Origin of the sequence: Fibrobacter sp. (assembly GCF_017551775.1) — a bacterium.
Classification (GTDB): Bacteria; Fibrobacterota; Fibrobacteria; order Fibrobacterales; family Fibrobacteraceae; genus Fibrobacter.
The window spans coordinates 37,205-55,294 of sequence record NZ_JAFZKX010000093.1; the positions used below are offsets into that span (position 1 = coordinate 37,205).

The 18,090-nt window shown below is 47.7% G+C and carries 16 protein-coding genes; 1 reads left to right on the plus strand and 15 read right to left on the minus strand.

Features of this window, described 5'->3' with window-relative positions; all coding sequences use genetic code 11:
* Positions 1 to 9 precede the first annotated feature (9 nt).
* The 13 genes from IK012_RS11340 to IK012_RS11400 all read right to left on the minus strand — a co-directional run bounded on the left by IK012_RS11340 (position 10) and on the right by IK012_RS11400 (position 15,491).
* Complete coding sequence (locus IK012_RS11340; RefSeq protein ID WP_290954581.1) at positions 10 to 363, minus strand: addiction module antidote protein; 354 nt, start codon at positions 361 to 363, stop codon at positions 10 to 12.
* A gap of 742 nt (positions 364 to 1,105) precedes the next feature.
* Complete coding sequence (locus IK012_RS11345; RefSeq protein WP_290954583.1) at positions 1,106 to 1,777, minus strand: DUF4417 domain-containing protein; 672 nt, start codon at positions 1,775 to 1,777, stop codon at positions 1,106 to 1,108.
* Positions 1,778 to 1,938: 161 nt separating this feature from the next.
* Positions 1,939 to 2,442 (minus strand): hypothetical protein, encoded by a 504-nt coding sequence (locus IK012_RS11350; RefSeq protein WP_290954585.1) that lies wholly within the window; start codon positions 2,440 to 2,442, stop codon positions 1,939 to 1,941.
* Positions 2,442 to 3,488 (minus strand): XRE family transcriptional regulator, encoded by a 1,047-nt coding sequence (locus IK012_RS11355; protein WP_290954587.1) that lies wholly within the window; start codon positions 3,486 to 3,488, stop codon positions 2,442 to 2,444. The genes IK012_RS11350 and IK012_RS11355 overlap by 1 nt, the downstream gene beginning before the upstream one ends.
* 31 nt (positions 3,489 to 3,519) lie before the next feature.
* Complete coding sequence (locus IK012_RS11360) at positions 3,520 to 3,882, minus strand: hypothetical protein (protein WP_290954589.1); 363 nt, start codon at positions 3,880 to 3,882, stop codon at positions 3,520 to 3,522.
* The gene (locus tag IK012_RS11365; protein WP_290954591.1) at positions 3,882 to 4,253 is read right to left on the minus strand and encodes a hypothetical protein; all 372 of its coding nucleotides are present in this window, start codon (positions 4,251 to 4,253) and stop codon (positions 3,882 to 3,884) included. Before IK012_RS11365 ends, IK012_RS11360 begins: the two co-directional genes overlap by 1 nt.
* A 219-nt stretch (positions 4,254 to 4,472) precedes the next feature.
* Positions 4,473 to 7,568: a DEAD/DEAH box helicase family protein gene (locus tag IK012_RS11370; RefSeq protein ID WP_290954593.1), complete on the minus strand. Its 3,096-nt coding sequence runs from the start codon at positions 7,566 to 7,568 to the stop codon at positions 4,473 to 4,475.
* An 11-nt stretch (positions 7,569 to 7,579) separates the two neighbouring features.
* Entirely contained in the window at positions 7,580 to 9,490 is a 1,911-nt protein-coding gene (locus IK012_RS11375; RefSeq protein ID WP_290954595.1) for a site-specific DNA-methyltransferase, read from the minus strand.
* 16 nt (positions 9,491 to 9,506) lie between these two features.
* A complete protein-coding gene (locus IK012_RS11380) occupies positions 9,507 to 10,190 on the minus strand; it encodes a DUF4391 domain-containing protein (protein WP_290954598.1) in 684 nt (227 codons plus the stop codon).
* Positions 10,191 to 10,199: 9 nt separating this feature from the next.
* Positions 10,200 to 13,421, minus strand: a complete 3,222-nt coding sequence (locus IK012_RS11385; RefSeq protein ID WP_290954600.1) for a helicase-related protein — start codon at positions 13,419 to 13,421, stop codon at positions 10,200 to 10,202.
* A 584-nt stretch (positions 13,422 to 14,005) separates the two neighbouring features.
* Positions 14,006 to 14,344, minus strand: coding sequence for a hypothetical protein (locus IK012_RS11390; RefSeq protein WP_173383092.1), 339 nt, complete (start codon positions 14,342 to 14,344; stop codon positions 14,006 to 14,008).
* Between the two features lie 13 nt (positions 14,345 to 14,357).
* Complete coding sequence (locus tag IK012_RS11395; protein ID WP_173380352.1) at positions 14,358 to 14,945, minus strand: hypothetical protein; 588 nt, start codon at positions 14,943 to 14,945, stop codon at positions 14,358 to 14,360.
* 12 nt (positions 14,946 to 14,957) lie between these two features.
* Positions 14,958 to 15,491: a sulfurtransferase TusA family protein gene (locus IK012_RS11400; RefSeq protein ID WP_290954604.1), complete on the minus strand. Its 534-nt coding sequence runs from the start codon at positions 15,489 to 15,491 to the stop codon at positions 14,958 to 14,960.
* A gap of 186 nt (positions 15,492 to 15,677) precedes the next feature.
* On the opposite strand from IK012_RS11400, the gene IK012_RS11405 reads away from it, so the two are divergent.
* Positions 15,678 to 17,237: a glycosyltransferase gene (locus IK012_RS11405; protein ID WP_173383093.1), complete on the plus strand. Its 1,560-nt coding sequence runs from the start codon at positions 15,678 to 15,680 to the stop codon at positions 17,235 to 17,237.
* 2 nt (positions 17,238 to 17,239) lie between these two features.
* On the opposite strand, the gene IK012_RS11410 is transcribed toward IK012_RS11405, so the two are convergent.
* Positions 17,240 to 17,449, minus strand: a complete 210-nt coding sequence (locus tag IK012_RS11410; protein ID WP_290954607.1) for a prepilin-type N-terminal cleavage/methylation domain-containing protein — start codon at positions 17,447 to 17,449, stop codon at positions 17,240 to 17,242.
* The gene (locus IK012_RS11415) at positions 17,428 to 17,928 is read right to left on the minus strand and encodes a prepilin-type N-terminal cleavage/methylation domain-containing protein (protein WP_290954609.1); all 501 of its coding nucleotides are present in this window, start codon (positions 17,926 to 17,928) and stop codon (positions 17,428 to 17,430) included. Before IK012_RS11415 ends, IK012_RS11410 begins: the two co-directional genes overlap by 22 nt.
* Between the last annotated feature and the right edge of the window lie 162 nt (positions 17,929 to 18,090).

Here is an 18,090-nt window from a genome sequence, read left to right on the forward strand (position 1 = left end):
TCAGCGGCATCACCGTTTCACTCCACCTCGCTTCGCTGAATACCTCGTCTTTTTTTCCGCGACGCAGGGCGCTATGACCAGCTTAAGCCCCATCGCCTTGAGCACACGCATAACAGTGTCAAACCTTGGATGGGCATCTTCTTTCAGAGCCTTATAAAGACTTTCACGATTCAGGCCCGCCTTTTTGGCAATCTTTGCCATGCCCGCAGACCGCGCCGCATGCTCAAGGCATCGCTGCCACAACACGGGATCATTCGCCGCAAGAGCCTCTTCTAAAAGGAGAATCACATCCTCTTCCGTTTTAAGAAGGTCCGCAACGTCCAAATCAGTAACTTCAGCATCTCTTTTTTTCATTGACTTCATCTCAGCCTCCTTGTGGTCAATATTTTGACCAGTTGATGTTTGAGGCGTTCTCTTGAATCTGAAACCCAAATAAAAAAGAACGCACCCCGCCTTTCCATAGCGAGATGCGCTGGCCTTTAATGTACCTAACATCCGAAAAGCTGGCAAGGGGTCAAAGGAAATTTTACAAAGGGCGTTCCCCGGCTCGCCTCCATCTGTCACCCTAGAGCGTAGCGATAGGTTTCACGTCGAACCCAGTTTCGGCTTCACCATTTTGCTCCACCTCGCCGGGTCGGGCTATACTCGCCTTGCTACGCAAGTCTCACCGAGCCTCGCTACGCGAGTCTCGGCACTAGCGTGTAACTATCCCTAACGCAAAAAATTTTGTATTCACCAAACTTTTCGGTTAACGCAGATTTGTGCTTTAGGAAGTACTTTTCGCAAATAATTCAGCACCTGCAATATTCGTTTCCGAACAAATCTTCGCAAAACGACGTTCTTGACACGAGGAAAGCAATCAATTATTCCGACAATTTTATCGCAATGTCGCATCTGTCGAACAATCGAATCGACTTCATTTTCAGCATTAACTCTAAGAAACTCGCTAATCTTAATTTTGCGAACATAGCCGTCAACATCAAATAGTTCCCGGACATAACGATAATCGAGAATATTCTGACAATCCTTAACAACGGAAAACCTTGTATCAGTGACTTCTCTTCTATCCCAAAACACGCCAAGTAGTTTGTATGTACTTTTCATCCTATGCGCTCCGCTTATACTTCTTACTCAGCTTATGATAATCATCGTACACACGATAGCCAAACCCCATCATATTCATTTTTTCCAAAGCAACATCGTCTTCAGGACCGTAAACAACTAATTTAGACGGCATCACTCGCAAGATGCTTGAGATAAAACGAAAATCAAGCGGATTTTCATCCGCACATCCGAGAAATCCCGTTGCCCACATAACCCCCTTGGGGATACTATTCAAATTTTCGGCCGAACGGGCATCTCCGGTTCGGAGATTCGCCACAACCTTCACCCCATTTACCGCCAAAACAGCCATGAACAATTGATGTAAAAGCATTATCACATCTTGCCACTCTTCATCCATGTCGCTTGTAACCGTTATATCAATGGTAACGACTCCCAAAAAACGTCTGTATTCGGGAATTTCTTTAAGAACTTTCTTAAGTCGTGGATAAATACGTTTATCCCCACAATAAAAACAGAGCAAAGTCTTTATAGGATCCGTTACAAGGCCATTTTTTCGAAAATCGTATGGCACGACAAGTTCTGGATAGTCATCCAAAAACATTTCTTTTGACAGCAAAGGGAAACCCTTGCTACAGTTTTTTACCCCCATGTGTTTTAAATACCGAATATATTCTTCGGCTATTTCCTGCAAATCAATCAGATTTTCAACCATTTTTCTAAACCTCTAAGATGCGGAGTCCTAAATAAAGATCTCCTATTTGCTTTTTACTTGCCGAATTTGCTATCTTAAAGGTTCCTCAGCCTTGTTTGAATAGCAATATTCAGCAAGCGACTTGCCGGGGGCGGCTGCTACCGCCTTCCGGCATTTTAATTTTATTTCCAAACTTTTATTTTTTCTTCACACTCCTTCTTTGGCAAAGTCTTGTTCTCAACCATCAGTTTTGTCAAGCATATTGCCGCATCCGGCTTAGTCAAAAAATTTTCTTCAACCATATAATTCAAAGCATCCAATATACTAAAGAACTCAACCCCATAGGTTTTCGCTATTTCGAGATAATTACAGTCGCTCGTCAATATTGACAATTTATTTTTCTTTGCACAAAAAAGATTTATCACATCAATAAATGTTAATTGCGAAGAATATTCGTTTCTCAAGTCATAGATTTCTGACATTTCTGAATCTTCATAACCTACAAATATCATTTTACTTGTCTTTTTTAATGCTTGATAAAGTTTCGGTTCAAGGACATCTTCTAGTTCACAAACGGTAGCTTTCGTTATAAAAAAATCGTTCTTCATAGACAGTAACGTTCCCATTTTACCAATGGAAAGCATATCACAAATACAGTTTGCGTCTATAAGCAACGGCTGTTTCATTATACTGCGAAAACCCTCTTAACTTCACCAATATTCATTCCAAGCAACGCCGCAGCTTTAGAAATAGAAACAAGCCCTTTTTCCAACGCAATACCGACTAAACGCAAGAATCTGTTGGTATGTTCTTCGTGCCAATAAGATTTTTCAATAAACTCTTTATAACCCGGCCTTTTATTCTTTTGAACACGAAACCCCATATAACGTTGTTCCGATATAATCCCACATTCTTTCAATTTATGCATAATGGCATCAATCGATATCCCGAATTCCTTTTGCAATGGAATAATATCGTAAGATGAAATCTCCTTCTTTTCGCCTACAACTTTACGAATTATTGTTTCAGGAAGTAGCAATTCGCTAGCAAAACTGTTGCAAACACATTCAATCATTTTGGGAGATAGAGTCGTATCAATATCCAGTATCAAATGTCCAAATTCGTGCAGTGCAGTCAATCTTTTCCTTTCGGGACAATCCTTGTCAGCAAGTACAATGATTGGAATATTTTTATCAATCCATGTACTCAATCCATCAAAACCATTTACCACTTCAATTTCTACAACTTTTACACCATGTTTTTCGAGCAATTCAATCGTGTCACCAATGCAGTTTTCACCAAGGTTCCACATTTCTCTAATTTTTTGAGCCGCACCCCTGGCCTCTTCCAATGTACTCACCCTGTATCTAGGCAAGTTTTCCGTCGGCACAGCGCCACAAATCTCCTCCGCCTCAATATAACGTTCTATGATGTCGGCGGTAGACTTTTCAATCATACTCTTTGTTTTCATAGGAACATTGCTTTTTTTACGAAAACAAATATCGCCCATCTGAACCTTTATCGGACGAGAAAAATAATCTGGGGATAATCCAACCGCCCTTGCCAACGACATAAGATGATCTAGTGTCGGCTTGAGCTCGCCCTTTTCGAACCTAGAAATCGTCATCTTGGTAACAGGCGGGTCCATGTGCGAACAGAGTTCGTCCATAGACCATCCCTTCATAAGTCTGGCATTTTTAAGCCTTATCGGGAAATCAGTTAATGTAGCCATAAGCTTTGCCCCACTGCAAAAAATACTACCATTAAACTTGCACACTAATTCCAGTTTTTAGCGCAATCGCTTGAGATGCATAATCCAACAATTTTTCGTATGCAGGCTTGAATGTGCCGGGGACATCCACAGCAAGGCGCTTTTCTAGCCAACCTTTAAGTTTGATGCATTTCTCAAAGTCAAAATAATCACAGTCTCCAAAGTCAAGCAAGGATCCGCATGAATCATTAACGGGATTCACAAAATCATCTTTGAATTGATGCCAAATCTCTTGATTTGTACCGAAATCAAAATCATACATTTCTACCCTTGGGTCCGGCAAGGATTCTGGAATATCAGGTTCATCGCCATAATACGGAATTCCTTCTAACGTTTTAAACAAAACAAACCACATTACATTTCCTCCAATCGTTTGATTTTGAAATGAGTTCTTTTTTTCGAGTTAGTCAAAGTTCCATCTAAACGATAATGTTTGTTGGAGGCCTTATTTTGTATTCGAAGGTAGCCGGACGCCATATCGCATATAACTTTATTCTCGGCACCTTCAAAAACAAATTTCACACCATCCTCATAGGCTTTCGCATTAGAGGCATAATGGTTTACAACGTCTATTACGTTGACCTTTTCCTGAATCCATTTATCATTATGTTTTCGTTCTCGTTCCTTACTGTTTTCGTAGTCACTTTTAGCAATGATACATGCGGGAACCTCAACTTCGCAATAATGTTTTGAAACCTCGGAATATATCTCTTTTGCGTTAGCCACAATGGCCTCCTTGATATGGAATGCGTCAGCATTCCGGTTGATATTTAACTTGCCAACAGTGCTATCAAAGAGGACCTCAGCCTTGCTTGAACAGCATTGTCAGCAAAACGACTACATTACAAATGACCGCTGCTACAGCCATTGTATGTTACAAATATATAAAATTTTATAAAATTGTATCGTAAATTTACATTTACTAACAAGCCACGGCGAGACTCACTACACTGCTTCCATGGCCTTCAGCAAATCTTCATAATTTGCGACTTTGTGGTATTTCACATCGTCGGTAGAGATTTCATTGAAAAGTCGCTCGGCACAGTGGATTTTTGCATCTTCAATAGCCTTGAGTTGCATGGAATCCATGCTGCCCTTGGTTTCAGCGACAAAAAAGATGTGCTTGACGGAGCCTTTCTTGAAAGCGATTGCCCAGTCCGGCGAATAATTGCCTACAGGCGTCGGGATCTGAAATCCCCGTGGTCCAGAAGGAAGTTTTGCATATACGGCAACTTCATCAGCGGTCTCTAGCTGTTTTGCGAATTTCGCTTCAACACTTTCTTCCGGTTTCTTGGCATAGCCATCCGTAAAGATATAATCGGTGATGTGCTTTTCAGTCAAGAAAGCCTTGTCAAGCGTGGCATGCTTTTCTGCGGTGAATATGTCGCTGTCATAGGTGCCGTCAATCATGGAGTAGCCGATATGCTCCACAATCATGGTCGCTTTCTGTTCCTTGATGAGTTTTACCACATTCTTGATGTACTCTTCAGGATTGTTGCGGAACATGAACAACTTGCCATCGGTCTTTTTCAAGATTTCGACAACGGTTTTGCGCGTAAGTTTCGCGCCTTCGGCAATTTCCCCAACAAGGTCATATTTGACAGTTGATGTCGATATGGAATTCGCTTTTTTACGGACAGTCTTGGTAGCACCGAACTGGTCAACGGAAGTCTGATCGGCTTCTGTAATCACATACGTGAGTTCGCTGACCATCAAGTTGTCATTAATACTCTTGGCGGCTTTTTCAATCAGTTCATTACTGTCGTAGTCAACGGTATAGACATACTTGTGGTTCAGACGTTTCCACAAATCCTGAAATTCTTGCTTGTAGTAATTCGCGTTCAAGCAGGTTGCGGGAACTTCGGTTGCGTTGCCATCTTCGACCATAGTATTGAGGGCTAATTCCGCATCGAAGGTAAGTTGCACCATCTGATGGAGCGAGGTTTCCATTCCCGCAAGTTTTGGAGCCATCGGCGCAAGCGTACCGGCATCCTTGTGCATCTTGTAAGTTTCGGTGACACGTCCCTTCTCGTCGATATAGTCATTCTGATACAAGTAGGCATACACAAGTGTCGCTTCGGCATCGGAAAGCGTATGCTTTGTGCCATCCACCATATCAATGGTTTTTCCAAAGAAGTATGCCTTATCGGCAACAAGGGGCCTTTCGCGGAGCGCTTCCCGAATTTCAGATTGTAAACCAGAAACAAAAGCGCCATAATCTTCATTGGCAACAACAGTCAACTTGTTCAGATTATGGATATCATCACCCAGAACTTCTAAATCCTGGCGGTCACCATCCTGATTGACACACAAACGCAATCCACGACCAACTTCTTGACGGCGGCGGACATTTGAACTAGCATGGCGTAATGTGCAAATCTGGAAAACATTCGGATTGTCCCAGCCTTCTTGCAAAGCTGAATGGCTAAAGATAAAGCGAACGGGGTTTTTGAAACTGAGCAAGAGTTCCTTATTCTTCAAAATCAAATCATAAGCAGAAACATCATCGCTCATGCCGCCCAATTTCTTTTCCGCCTTGCTGTCGCAGGCATGCCCCTTCTTGTCAATAGAGAAGTAGCCCTTGTGAGTATCCTCGGCAGAAATCCCCTTCAAATACTTTTGATATTCATCATCAAAGAAAGTCAACTTTTCGGAAAGGATATTGTTGTATTCCTCTTCAAAGGTTTTCCAAAGGAAACCATGGACTTCTTCGTCGCCGTCGTATCCCTTATAATTCGCCACTTCATCGATAAAGAACAATGACAGGCACTTGATGCCCTTATTGAAAAGTTCCTCTTCTTTCTTGAAATGAGCTTCGATGGTTTCGCGAATTTGCAAGCGCTGCATGGTCTTGGCATCAGTATCGTTTACCACCTGGCCCTTATAAATAATCTTGCCATTGGTGAAAACGACCTGGTTTGCAATGGGGTCAATTTCTGCGACAGTAAAGCCGTCATACGCCTTGGTGCCACTAGCAACGGAAAGTTTGTCGCCGTATTCAAACTTGCGATATTCGCGGCTGATACCACTTCCTTTTTTGACTTCAAGCTGAATTTTTGCAACAGGGGCTTTCTTCGGGTCCAAGATAATATCGTCAAGATACAGATATGCCGATGTGCCCGCCAAGTTTTTTGCCGTAAGCGTCTTGACTTGTATCTTTTTCACCAATTTCTGGCGGTAGGCATCAAGTGCATCCAACGCATAAATCAAGTTATGCTGTGTTTTATGCGTCGCGGAATAATTCAAGATGAATAGCGGTTTGAATGCCTGCATGGTCTTTTGCGTAACATCGCCTTCAAGCTTTTGCGGTTCATCAAGAATAATAATGGGACGGTTTGCTGCAATGACATCAATAGGCTTGCGACTACCAAACTCGTCACGTCGGTCAAAAATTCTGCGATTGGCCTCAGCAACCTTTTTGCCTTCGGCGATTTTCTTCTTGTAATCTTCTTCGTCAAACGAAGATGCAAACGCCTGCGCATTGATAATCATTACATTGATTCCTGCATCACTCGAATACGAATCAATTTGCTGCAAGCGTTCACTGCTGTAAATGAAGAAACGGGCCTTCTTGCCATAATATTCCATGAAGTGATCTTGAAGTGTTTCAAAACTTTTATTCACGCCTTCACGAATCGCCTTGCTCGGAACGATGACCACGAACTTGCTCCAGCCATAACGCTTGTTGAGTTCGAACATCGTCTTGAGATACACATAGGTCTTGCCAGTGCCCGTTTCCATCTCGATGTCTAGGCGGCAAGCCTCATGCCCACCCGCAGACTTTACCACACTTGCAGAGCGTTTAATATCGCACTTATCCTGCGCCTTATGGATATTTTCAAGAAGTTCCTTGTCGGTAAGTTCTATTTCGTGATTACGAAAACCCGCATCGTCTTCTTCAAAAGCATTTACCTGGCCTTTGCGCTTACCTAAATCGCGACGATAACGCGTATTATCATAGCAAGGTTGCCCAGCAAAAACGCTTACGGTATTTTCTACAGCATCTGTCTGGTACTGCTGAATCTTGAACTTAAATTTCATATCAGCACCTCTTAAATGACCTTGCGTTTGGTAGAGGGGCTGTAGTGAGTGAAGATTTGTTCAAAGTTGTCAAGTACTTTGTCGCTTTCAAGGCCAAAATTACGCATATAGAAATAATAAGGCTTTTTCTTTGCAATTTCGATGACGACTTCATCGGAGAGTTTTTCGTCGAAGCATGCCATCAAGAAGCCATCTGCCACATTAAAGCAGTTGAAAGAAGCATTACCGACCTTGACTTCAAATTCTTCAATCTTGCTGGAAAGGGGTAAATTGCATTCAGGCATGACCTGGAAAAGCAAATCAAGCGGAGTGCGGCCTTCTTTCACATTGTCGGCATTGAACAGGTTTACATCGACTGTTTCAGCCGGACTGTAATAGACATCTTTCATGTTGCTGTCGGCAAGTTTCAAGACACGGAAGCCGATATCAAGGTCTTTGGTTTTATCACCATTCTCCTTCTTGATTTTGTCGCCTGCACGGCGGATGCGTTCCTTGCCAATTTCGCAGATGGTCTTATAACCAGCCTTGTAGGCTTCGGAATCTTCCGCAGTTTTTTCAGGGAGTTGCACGCAGATGTATTTGCGTTTTCCACCATCTTCGGCATTCAACTGCATAACGGCATGGGCTGTTGTTGCGGAACCGGAAAAGAAGTCGAGAACAATTGAATCCTGTGACGTATTAGCAATTTGAATCAGCAAATGAAGCAACTTTACGGGTTTCGGACCATCAAAAAAACCGGACCCGTCAAACAAGTTCTTTAATTCTTGTTTCCCTTCTTGATTGTGCCCACCTTCTGTATGTAATATTAATGTATTTGGTCTTAAACCCGATTGAACTTCACTTAGAAATGTTTTTTTCCTCGGAACTCCATCTCCATTATTTCCAAACCATATTCGTTTATCAGACAGCCAATTGTTATATGTTTCTTTTGAGCAACTCCAATATCTACCACTAGGTGGAACAACCTTCCTTCCCGACGGTGTAGTAATTTCATATGTTAAACTTTCCGATCCTGATTTAGCGGACAGACTAACCGACGTCCACAAGCCTCTAGGATCATTATCTGGATTAGAATAACCTGTAGGAATCTCTTCATTTCGGGGTAACAAACCTATTTTCCATCCATTTGAGCAATTCTGCACACTATTTTTACAATAACACAATATATGGTCATGCATCGTCGAAAAATATGTAGCGTCATTTGAACGTGCAAATTTTTTTTGCCAAACTAAATTTGCCACAAAACAACTTTCCCCGAACACTTCATCACCAACTTTACGCAAATTATCAACTTCATTATCGTCAATACTAATAAATATCACTCCATCATCACTTAACAAATTCCTTGCAATTTTCAGACGGGGATACATCATGTTCAGCCAGTCGGTATGAAAACGCCCGTTGCTTTCGCTGTTCTTCTCGAAGTTCTGCAAGAGCATATTTCCGTCTTCGTCATACATCCCGCTCTTGGACTGAAATGTTTCCGTATCTTCCTTGAAGTCGTCGTTATACACAAAATCATTGCCCGTGTTGTAAGGCGGATCTATGTATATCATCTTGATTTTGCCCAAGTAGTTTTCCTGAAGCAATTTGAGCACTTCAAGGTTATCACCTTCGATGTAAAGGTTCTCGGTATTGTCGAAATCGACCGACTCTTCCTTGCAAGGGCGCAGCGTCATATTCGTAGGAGCATTCGCATTATGGATAGCTTCGCGCTTGCCGGGCCACGTGAACTGATAGCGTTCATCGCCTTCGCCAATGGTCGCATGGCTAAGGTTTTCCTGCAATCTTTCAAAGTCAATAGCGACCTTGGTCTTGCCGTCTTCGCCGACAGTCTCAGTGATGCATTCCGGGAAAAGGCTCCCAATTTTCTTGATGTTTTCGTTCACCATATCAAGACTATGCATGTTCGCTTTTTCCATACTTATTCTCCGGTTATTAAACTTTGGGACTGGATCCTTCGGGGCTTCGCCCCTCAGGATGACGTGTGGGGTGTGTCGCTTCGGCAAGCTCAGCGAGCTTAGCTTTCATCTGGTTAAATAGTTCTAGTTTACGGGCAGGTTGATTTTCAGTGCGAGCCTTCTTTTCTAGGACATCTATTTCTTTTTGCAGTTTGGCAACATGTTCTTGAATAACGAGATTTTCGGCAACAGTCAGGGAATCGTTCCAGGGTTCGCCCGCCACCTGTTTCACAATTCCATTCCAAGCCGCATCCAGGTCAAGCCCATCAAAAACAAAACTGAAATCATTTGCCTCCACCCATTCTTTCGACACGACAACATGATCATCGTATTTCAAGGCAAAACGGGCGACATTTTCAGCACACAACGCCAAAAGAATGTTCTTCTGCCCAATACGATGCAAAAGCATCTCGACATTCTTGGGGTTGAACGCTTTCTGTTTCAAAGCAACATTTGCCACAAAAAATCCAGGCGCACGCGAGCCCGACGCCATGGGCATCGTCTTTGGGCTAACCATGTTCGTAATCATCACCTGTTTCACATCCCTGTTGAACACCGCCTTCTGCGCAGTCGTCATCGCAGACATCGAACCAATACGCCCTAAAAGGGAGTCTTTCGCTATCACCTGTTTCATGGCCGTATTTTCAGGAAATCCAAACATGCGCACTCCTTAACGAACGACCAAGAAGCATATCAGTTCAAAATCGTCGAGTCCCTTGATGGCCTCGTTCCTGAAATCCACAAAGTCTCCGTTCAAGAAGGAACTGACGTCGCTTTCTTCCTTCTTACAAACAATGGAATCTATCGCATGTCCCAGGCATTCCGAAACGCGGCCCATATCGCGCCCATCGCGGGTTTCTTCGTTGAACGCATCGCACAAGATCTTGTCAGGCGAAGATTTTCCCTTAGCAAGCAGACGCATCACATCCAAAATTTCCTTAGGCTGCAAATGATTGGCGATAATTTCGCCATCGTTCCCCACATAGACCATATAGAATGGGTGCAAACGATTCTTGCCCTTGATGGATTCGTCGCCCTTGACATTCTTGAGCACAAAAATCACACCCGGCTTTTCGCCCTTCACCACAGCATAGATTCCGAACGGCACATGGTCCATATCCGTCTTCTGCTTGATATAGGCAAGTAGGTCCATACGGAACTCGTTCAGGCCCAAATCCATGATGGATACACCCGATTCCATATCTTCCAAATCGACGACTTCTTCTTGCAATTTTTTGAGCTGATTCCGGCGGTATTCCAAGTCGCCCTTTTCGTCCTGGTTAATCAAATCATCGTCGCCAGTCGCAGTCATCACCGAGATACGCATTCTCGTCTCGACACGTTCTTTCAGGTTGATGTATTCATCCAAATCAAGGTCTGGCCAAAAGTTCACCAACTGGATAACCTTATTCTGGCTGCCGATGCGGTCGATACGTCCAAATCGCTGCACAATACGCACTGGGTTCCAGTGAATATCGTAATTGACACAATAATCGCAATCCTGCAGGTTCTGGCCTTCGCTAATGCAATCCGTCGCTATCAAGATATCGATGTTTGCATTATCGTTGGGGTACAGGGATTCGCGATCTTTTGATTTCGGAGAAAAGGCAGCAAGTACATGGTTGATGTCCGCCTTGAAATTCGGAATGGTCGAACGCCCGTTGATATCGCCAGTTACGAGAGCCGCATTTACGCCCATTTCATTTTTCAAGAAATCGGAAAGACTTTCGTAAAGGTATTCCGCCGTATCCGAGAACGCAGTAAACACAAGGACCTTCTTGTTCCCTTCGTTAATCGGGTTGGATATCTTTTCGCGAATAATCCTTTTTAGTTCATTCAGTTTAAAATCATATTCCGGGGTGACGCCCTTCACCATATTGACAAGTTCACCGAACGTCTTTATATCACTATCGATATCGCGCTTCCACGAGATGTAATCCATGTCGCGCAAATCAATTGCGGCCTTCTTGCCTACGGTAAAGTAGTCGGTATTCTGGTCATCGCCATCAAGGGAGAACGGATTTGCTTCGATGGTAATTTTTTCACTGACCTTGGTCCGCTCGTAATTATCAATTGTTTTTGAAGTCTGTTTCAGGTAGCCACAGATTTCTTCAACCGTCATTAAGAAGGAATGCACCGAACTTTCCATACGCTTGAGCAAATTTATCGCCATGATGCGCTGGATTCCAAGTTCACGTCCTTTACGGAAGTTTTCCGATTCGCTTGCCCCCAGATACTTTGGCAAGGAACTGTCCAATACAAAATTGAGCGGAGTATATATCGTGAGTTTTAGGTTCTGCAACAACTCAAAAATTTCATGGTAATTGATACCGCCCGCCAAGTCAGTCAGCTTCGGCCGCAGAGAGATGGGCTTGTTTCGTTCCGGGAACGCACCAATCTCCTTCATATCGTAATAAGTCTGGATTTGCCGACGAGAGCGCGCAATCGTCACGCTGTCAAGAACTTCGAAAAAGTCAAAATCCAGACGAGACAACAGGTTCGGAGTAGTACGTTCTTTTTCTGGGAACTTGCACCATGCGTTATAGACCCCTTGCGCCTGCCTAAAAATTTCGTCAATATCATTCCTAGTCGAAAGTTTGCTGTTAAATTCATCGGGGTTGTCGCAATATGCGAGAGCCAGCTGGTTACGCAAGTCGTAGAAACGGTTATTGACGGGAGTCGCCGAAAGCATGAGCACTTTCGTTTTCTTATTGGGCTTTATAATCCGGCTCATGAGTCGCATGTAGCGGTTTTCTTTTTCACCACCCTTGCTGTTCGTACCGTTACCGTTCCTGAAATTGTGGCTTTCGTCTATCACCACAAGATCGTAATTACCCCAGTTGATGCTGTTAATCGAAAGGCCCGTCGCAATTTTACCTTCGTCGCGAGACAAGTCCGTGTGATAAGCGATGTCGTAACGCAAACGATCTTCAGCCAGCGGGTTGTTCACCTGATTCCCACGATAAGTCATCCAGTTTTCGGACAACTTCTTGGGGCAAAGCACCAAGACATCCTTGTTGCGACCTTCGTAATACTTTATGACTGCGAGGGCGGTAAAGGTCTTGCCAAGACCCACGCTATCAGCCAAGATGCAGCCGTTATACTGTTCCAACTTGTGAATTATGGCGACTGCAGCATCTTTCTGGAAATTATAAAGTTTGTTCCAGACTGCCGTTTCCTTGAAACCCGTCGCCTCGTTCGGCAGAACATCTTCCGATACATCTTCCAGGAATTCGCTGAAGATGTTGTAGAGCGTCATGAAGTAGATGAGTTCCGGAGAATTCTCTTGATAGACCGTCGTTATCATCTTGACGACATCTTCGGTGACATCCTTCAACTTTTCCGCATCGTTCCAGACGGCGTTAAACTTTTGCAGGAACTCCGCACTCGCCGGATTTTCAAGACGCGTCACCATGTTCATCAGGTTGTTGCCGCGCTTTACGCCCAAGTCCACCGTCGTGAAAGTATTGATTGGCGTGTAAGTGTAGGTATCTTCGGGATTCTTGACCGAAAGAAAATTGTTCATGCCTTCGCGTGTCACGTTCGACTTAAACTTCACCTTGCGACGAACCCATTCCGCACATTCGCGGGCCACCACCCGCTGTTTGAGTTCGTTGCGTAGGCGCAGTTCGAATTCGGTGCCGTACAGGGACTTTTCGCGATGCAAGCGTTGGATGTAAAATTCCTTGCGCTCCTTGTCGGAATCTTCGGCGACAAATGTGGGCGACGTAAAAATGAACCGAAAATCTTCGCAACCTTCCAACTGCTTGCGGAGTTCATCGAACGCATAGATGGAAAAACAGGCCGCAGCAATAGAAACTCGACTGCCACGACGAATCTTGTCAAGAAGATCGGCCTTGACCGTCTTAGTCACGTTATCAAATAATTCCATCTACTAATCGCCTATCGCACTTTGCGGCGGGCGGCAAATCAAGCAATAAAGAAATGGTCGTCTAACCGTAAGGCGCGGGTTGCGCTCTTATTCGGGCGGGATTTACGCTATTTTCTGGGAATAGAAAAGGCGTGGAATCGAAAGCGCTTATCGTTACTGAGGTTACGACCAAGTACCCTTCGACCAATAAGCACAAACGACCCACGCACAGAGTGCGTGAGCGCTTGCCTTACTCTTGGTCGATTTGAAAAAATGGTCGTATTTCAGTAACCAGAATAAGAGCAAAAACTCTAATTTTTTCGGTCGCCCAATGCCGCGAGGCAAGGGGCTATGTCTATAAGAATGATAGTAAAAAGGTGACCCCGGAACAGTGTCCGGGGTGACAATACGGGGGTTTTAGGGGGTGGAACCCCTTAGGCTGAGGGGGTGCGCCCCGGAACAAGTCCGGGGCAGGCTCTCGACCCGGCCGGGGCTGCAGCCAGGGGGAGACATCCCCCACCATGGTTCCCTTTTTGCCCCAACAAAAAAACACCTGCCGGCGGGCAGGCGTTTTCTGTACAAACTAAATCGAATCCGGATCGCCGTTACAGCAGGCCCTTCTTCGCGCTCTTCATCAGGTTCTTCACCTGCTTGCTCGTGAGCTGCGGGACTTCGGCGTCCTTCTGGGCGCGGGACTTGGGGGCGCAATCCTCGCAGTAGTGCTTGATGACGGTGCCGAAACTGGCCGCGCCGTCGGTCCTGTCGGTCTGGCGGCTACGGAAGGCGCGCACGTACGTCTCCCTGTGGCACTTGTCGCAGATGCCGATCTTGGGTTCCGCCGGCTGTCTGGAGCCGCGGTCCTTCTTGCCCTGCTCGTGGGTCATGTTCCAGGCCCTGCTCTGGGCCGCAATCTTCTGCGCAAAATGATCGTCTAAGAGGCTCATACTATCTCCTTTTTCATTCTTCCATCTCTTTCAATATACAATCTTCGAGGAACATCGACTGCAGGGTGATGCACAAAGAGGTGGGTTTGGCGTCTTCCGAATAAAGGCTGCGGGCGAACTTGCCTCTTTCCAGCTGCTTTTCCTTGAATATTTCCGCATGGGCGGCAAAATCGAACACTTTCACGCGCTCCGGGTACTCGAGGGGGTACCCGCGGAGGGCCTCGTTTATAATATCTATCTGGTCGCGCGCCTCGGGCAGGTAGTCCACGGGTATGGTCACCACCATTATCCCGGACTGGGTCTTGTTCACCAGCTCGCGCACCAGGCCCGCGTAGTTGGCCGCGGTCTTCGCGCCGTCGCCGGTTTCCTTCCTCAGGTCGCGGAGGCCGAGCCCCAGCACTATGCGCCCGGCCTTCTTGCCGATGATGTCGGACGCTGCCCGCTGGACGAGCTGCGGTATGGAAAGGGGCGTTGGGGCGTTGATGGAAAACTGCATGGGCCTGGACGGCGCCCTGCACAGGAGCATCTCGGCGCAGCGCGAGGCGACCTCGCCCTGTTCACCGAAAAGTTCGTCACCTATTATAAGTATCCTGTTTTCCACGTCTATAATCTACTACTTATCGGCGGGTTTGACCACAAAAACGGCCCAAAATCCCTGTTTTTTCTCGCGGGAGAGGATTTTGCAGCCGTCCGCGACCAGCGCTCCCGGGACATTTTCGACCGGGGAACCGTCGTCGAGCCATATCTGGAGGACGCGCCCGCGGGGGTAGCCGGCCATCACGAGCCTGGAGCGCACGGCGTTACCGGGGCACACGACGCCCCGCAGGTCCAGCACGTCGGGGAAATCCGCAGACAGACCCTCCGGCAGTGGTCCGACCTTCGCCTGCTCGCAGAAGCGCTCTATCTCGCCGCAATGTTCGCCCGGGCTCTCGAGCCACTCCCCGACCGGATAGTCAGGAAGGCGCGCGGCGACCACCCTCGAAAGTGCCTCCTCGGGCGAGAGGACCGTCCCGAGGGTCCTGCGGAACCACTCGGCGCTCGCGAACGAGACGAGCCTCCGAAGGGCGTCTTCAAACCCAGGTTCGCCCCGATTGGCGTCCATCCACCGTGAAAGAGTAGTCCCGCCGTCCGTTTTCCGTTCATCCATTTTTTTCACCCGAATTTACAATTTTGTGACGCTTCATCGGAAAAGGCACAAAATTGGACATTTTTGTAAAATTTGCTTTTTTACTGACATTTTTCACATAAAAAATAGCAACGAAATATGGCAAAGTAGCCCAATGGTTTCTATATTTGGCGCCAAGCATTCAAATATGCAAAGGTTTCGAAAACGATGAGTACTTTCCTTCTCTACGCAATGTTCGTAGTCTATGTCATCGCCGGCGTAGGATTGGTGATTTACGGGTTCAGTTGCTACTATAGCATATACCTGTTCCTGAAGAACAGCCGCCACACCAGACTTACCGACCGCAAGAATATCCTCCAGTTCTACCGCGAGCATTCCATCAACGAGCTCCCGCAGGTCACGACCCAGCTTCCCATCTTCAACGAAGCGAACTGCGTCGAACGTCTCCTCGAGGCCGTGTGCGCCATCGACTACCCCAAGGACAAGCACGAGATCCAGGTCCTGGACGACTCCACCGACGAATGCTACGAGGTGGCCAAGAAGAAGGTCGAGGAACTCGCCGCCAAGGGTTACGACATCAAGCTTATCCACCGCACGAACCGTTCCGAATACAAGGCCGGCGCCCTCAAGGAAGCCATGGCCGTCGCGAAGGGCGACTTCCTCGCCATCTTCGACGCGGACTTCGTGCCCGAGAAGGACTTCCTCCTCAAGACCATCCCCTACCTGGTGATGGACGACCAGATCGGCCTCGTTCAGGGCCGCTGGGGCCACCTGAACCGCACGGAATCCGGTCTTACGCTCGCCCAGTCCATCGGTATCGACGGCCACTTCGTGGTGGAACAGTCCGCCCGTAGCTGGGGCAAGCTGTTCATGAACTTCAACGGTACCGCAGGCGTGTGGCGCAAGCAGGCCATCTACGGCGGTGGCGGCTGGGAAGGCGACACGCTGACCGAAGACATGGACCTTTCTTACCGTTCTCAGCTCGCTGGTTGGAAGATGAAGTTCGTGTTCGACGTGATCGTTCCGGCCGAACTCCCCAACGACATCAACGCGTTCAAGGCTCAACAGTTCCGCTGGGCCAAGGGCTCCATCCAGACGGCCATCAAGATCCTGCCGCGCGTGCTCAAGGCCAAGGTTCCTCTCCGCGTGAAGATTGGCGCCATCCTCCACACGACGCACTACTCCATCCACCCCTGCATGTTGTTCACCGCGCTCTGCGCATGGCCGCTGCTCGCGTTCTTCGACCCGGTCGCGCACATCCCGAACTGGGGCTACACCGTCGGTTTCAGCTTTATCTTCCTCGCCGCTATCGCTCCTTCCGTTCTTTACTTCGTCGCACAGCGCTGCTCCGGCTACACCGGCTGGAAGATCCGCCTCCTGAGCCTCCCCATCCTCATGGCGCTCGGCGTGGGCATCGCGGTCAGCAACTCCCGCGCAGTGTTCTCCGCAGTGATCGGTTCCAAGGGCAGCTTCGTCCGCACCCCGAAGAGCGGCGGATCCAAGAAGAAGGCCAAGAGCCACTACGCCCAGAAGTTCCCGTGGCAGGCAGTCATCGAACTGGGTGTCGGAGTCTACTGCATCTTCGGTCTTCTCGAATACATCGGCGCACAGAAGTTCATCATCGGACCGTTCCTCGCCCTCTACGCGGTCGGTTTCCTCTCCGTGGGCGTGCTCTCCTTTATGCACTACATCAGCAACCTGATCGAGATGCACAAGGTCCGCAAGGAAGCCCGCAAGGCCAAGAAAGAAGCCCTGCAGGCGGCATAAACCTACAGACGATTAGCATTTGGGCATCCGCGGATTTCGCGGATGCTTTTTTGCATTTGGAGCACGCGGTCGGAGGAGGCGGCGGCGTAGGCGTCCCGGCTGGCGAGGTACCCGCGGTAGAACGAGCCGTACAGCCCGAGGGCGACGGACACGAGTATGCCGGCGGCGGCGAGCGCCACCATGAGTTCCATCAGCGTGAATCCCTTGCGCATCGCACAAGCCTCCTCAACGTGAAGTTGCCGGAACCGACCTCGACCCACTGGAGCGGGTAAGGCCCGAATACCGGGGTGTATACAGCGCGGATTTTAAAAGGGGAAACAACGGGGTGAGGCCTTGGGGCCGGGAGGGCTTCGACCCGCGTCAGGACGGTATCGGCGCAGGGCGGGCGCGAGACCGCGAGGGAATCGAGGTAAGCGACAGCGGTGAGAGCGGAGTCGGCACGGGCGATTTCGGCAGAGGAGATGCGCCTGAAGGCGGCGGCGTAGTGCCCGAGCGCCACAGTCCCCGAGGCGAGGACGGCGAGCGCGACGAGGACCTCCAGGAGGGTGAAACCTTTTGGTTTATCGCATGCCGTTCGTTTATTGTGGGGCGCGGGATGTTTATCACTGGGCCAAGATGCGCCGCGGGGAGCGGGATGTTTATCACTGGGCTTAAATGCCGCGCAGGGAGCTAGATGTTTATTTCTGGTCATTACTGAGCGGCCCTCCGGAAGACGACGCTCTGCCCGGCGAAAAACGCGGGAAGGAGCGCCTGGGACGAGTCGCGCACGGTTCCGGGGAACGCGGCACCGCCGAGGCTGTCGGGAGTATCCAGCACCACGTTCCCGCCCGGCGCCGCGAGCACGCCCGCGAAC

Coding starts and splice junctions, on each gene's coding strand:
- IK012_RS11355 (WP_290954587.1), bottom strand. CDS start 3,488: ATGGCTACATTAACTGATTTCCCGATAAGGCTTAAAAATGCCAGACTT.
- IK012_RS11375 (WP_290954595.1), bottom strand. CDS start 9,490: ATGGAAAAAGCGAACATGCATAGTCTTGATATGGTGAACGAAAACATC.
- IK012_RS11340 (WP_290954581.1), bottom strand. CDS start 363: ATGAAGTCAATGAAAAAAAGAGATGCTGAAGTTACTGATTTGGACGTT.
- IK012_RS11345 (WP_290954583.1), bottom strand. CDS start 1,777: ATGGTTGAAAATCTGATTGATTTGCAGGAAATAGCCGAAGAATATATT.
- IK012_RS11385 (WP_290954600.1), bottom strand. CDS start 13,421: ATGGAATTATTTGATAACGTGACTAAGACGGTCAAGGCCGATCTTCTT.
- IK012_RS11360 (WP_290954589.1), bottom strand. CDS start 3,882: ATGTGGTTTGTTTTGTTTAAAACGTTAGAAGGAATTCCGTATTATGGC.
- IK012_RS11405 (WP_173383093.1), top strand. CDS start 15,678: ATGAGTACTTTCCTTCTCTACGCAATGTTCGTAGTCTATGTCATCGCC.
- IK012_RS11370 (WP_290954593.1), bottom strand. CDS start 7,568: ATGAAATTTAAGTTCAAGATTCAGCAGTACCAGACAGATGCTGTAGAA.
- IK012_RS11380 (WP_290954598.1), bottom strand. CDS start 10,190: ATGTTTGGATTTCCTGAAAATACGGCCATGAAACAGGTGATAGCGAAA.
- IK012_RS11415 (WP_290954609.1), bottom strand. CDS start 17,928: ATGACCAGAAATAAACATCTAGCTCCCTGCGCGGCATTTAAGCCCAGT.
- IK012_RS11410 (WP_290954607.1), bottom strand. CDS start 17,449: ATGCGCAAGGGATTCACGCTGATGGAACTCATGGTGGCGCTCGCCGCC.
- IK012_RS11350 (WP_290954585.1), bottom strand. CDS start 2,442: ATGAAACAGCCGTTGCTTATAGACGCAAACTGTATTTGTGATATGCTT.
- IK012_RS11390 (WP_173383092.1), bottom strand. CDS start 14,344: ATGAGCCTCTTAGACGATCATTTTGCGCAGAAGATTGCGGCCCAGAGC.
- IK012_RS11400 (WP_290954604.1), bottom strand. CDS start 15,491: ATGGATGAACGGAAAACGGACGGCGGGACTACTCTTTCACGGTGGATG.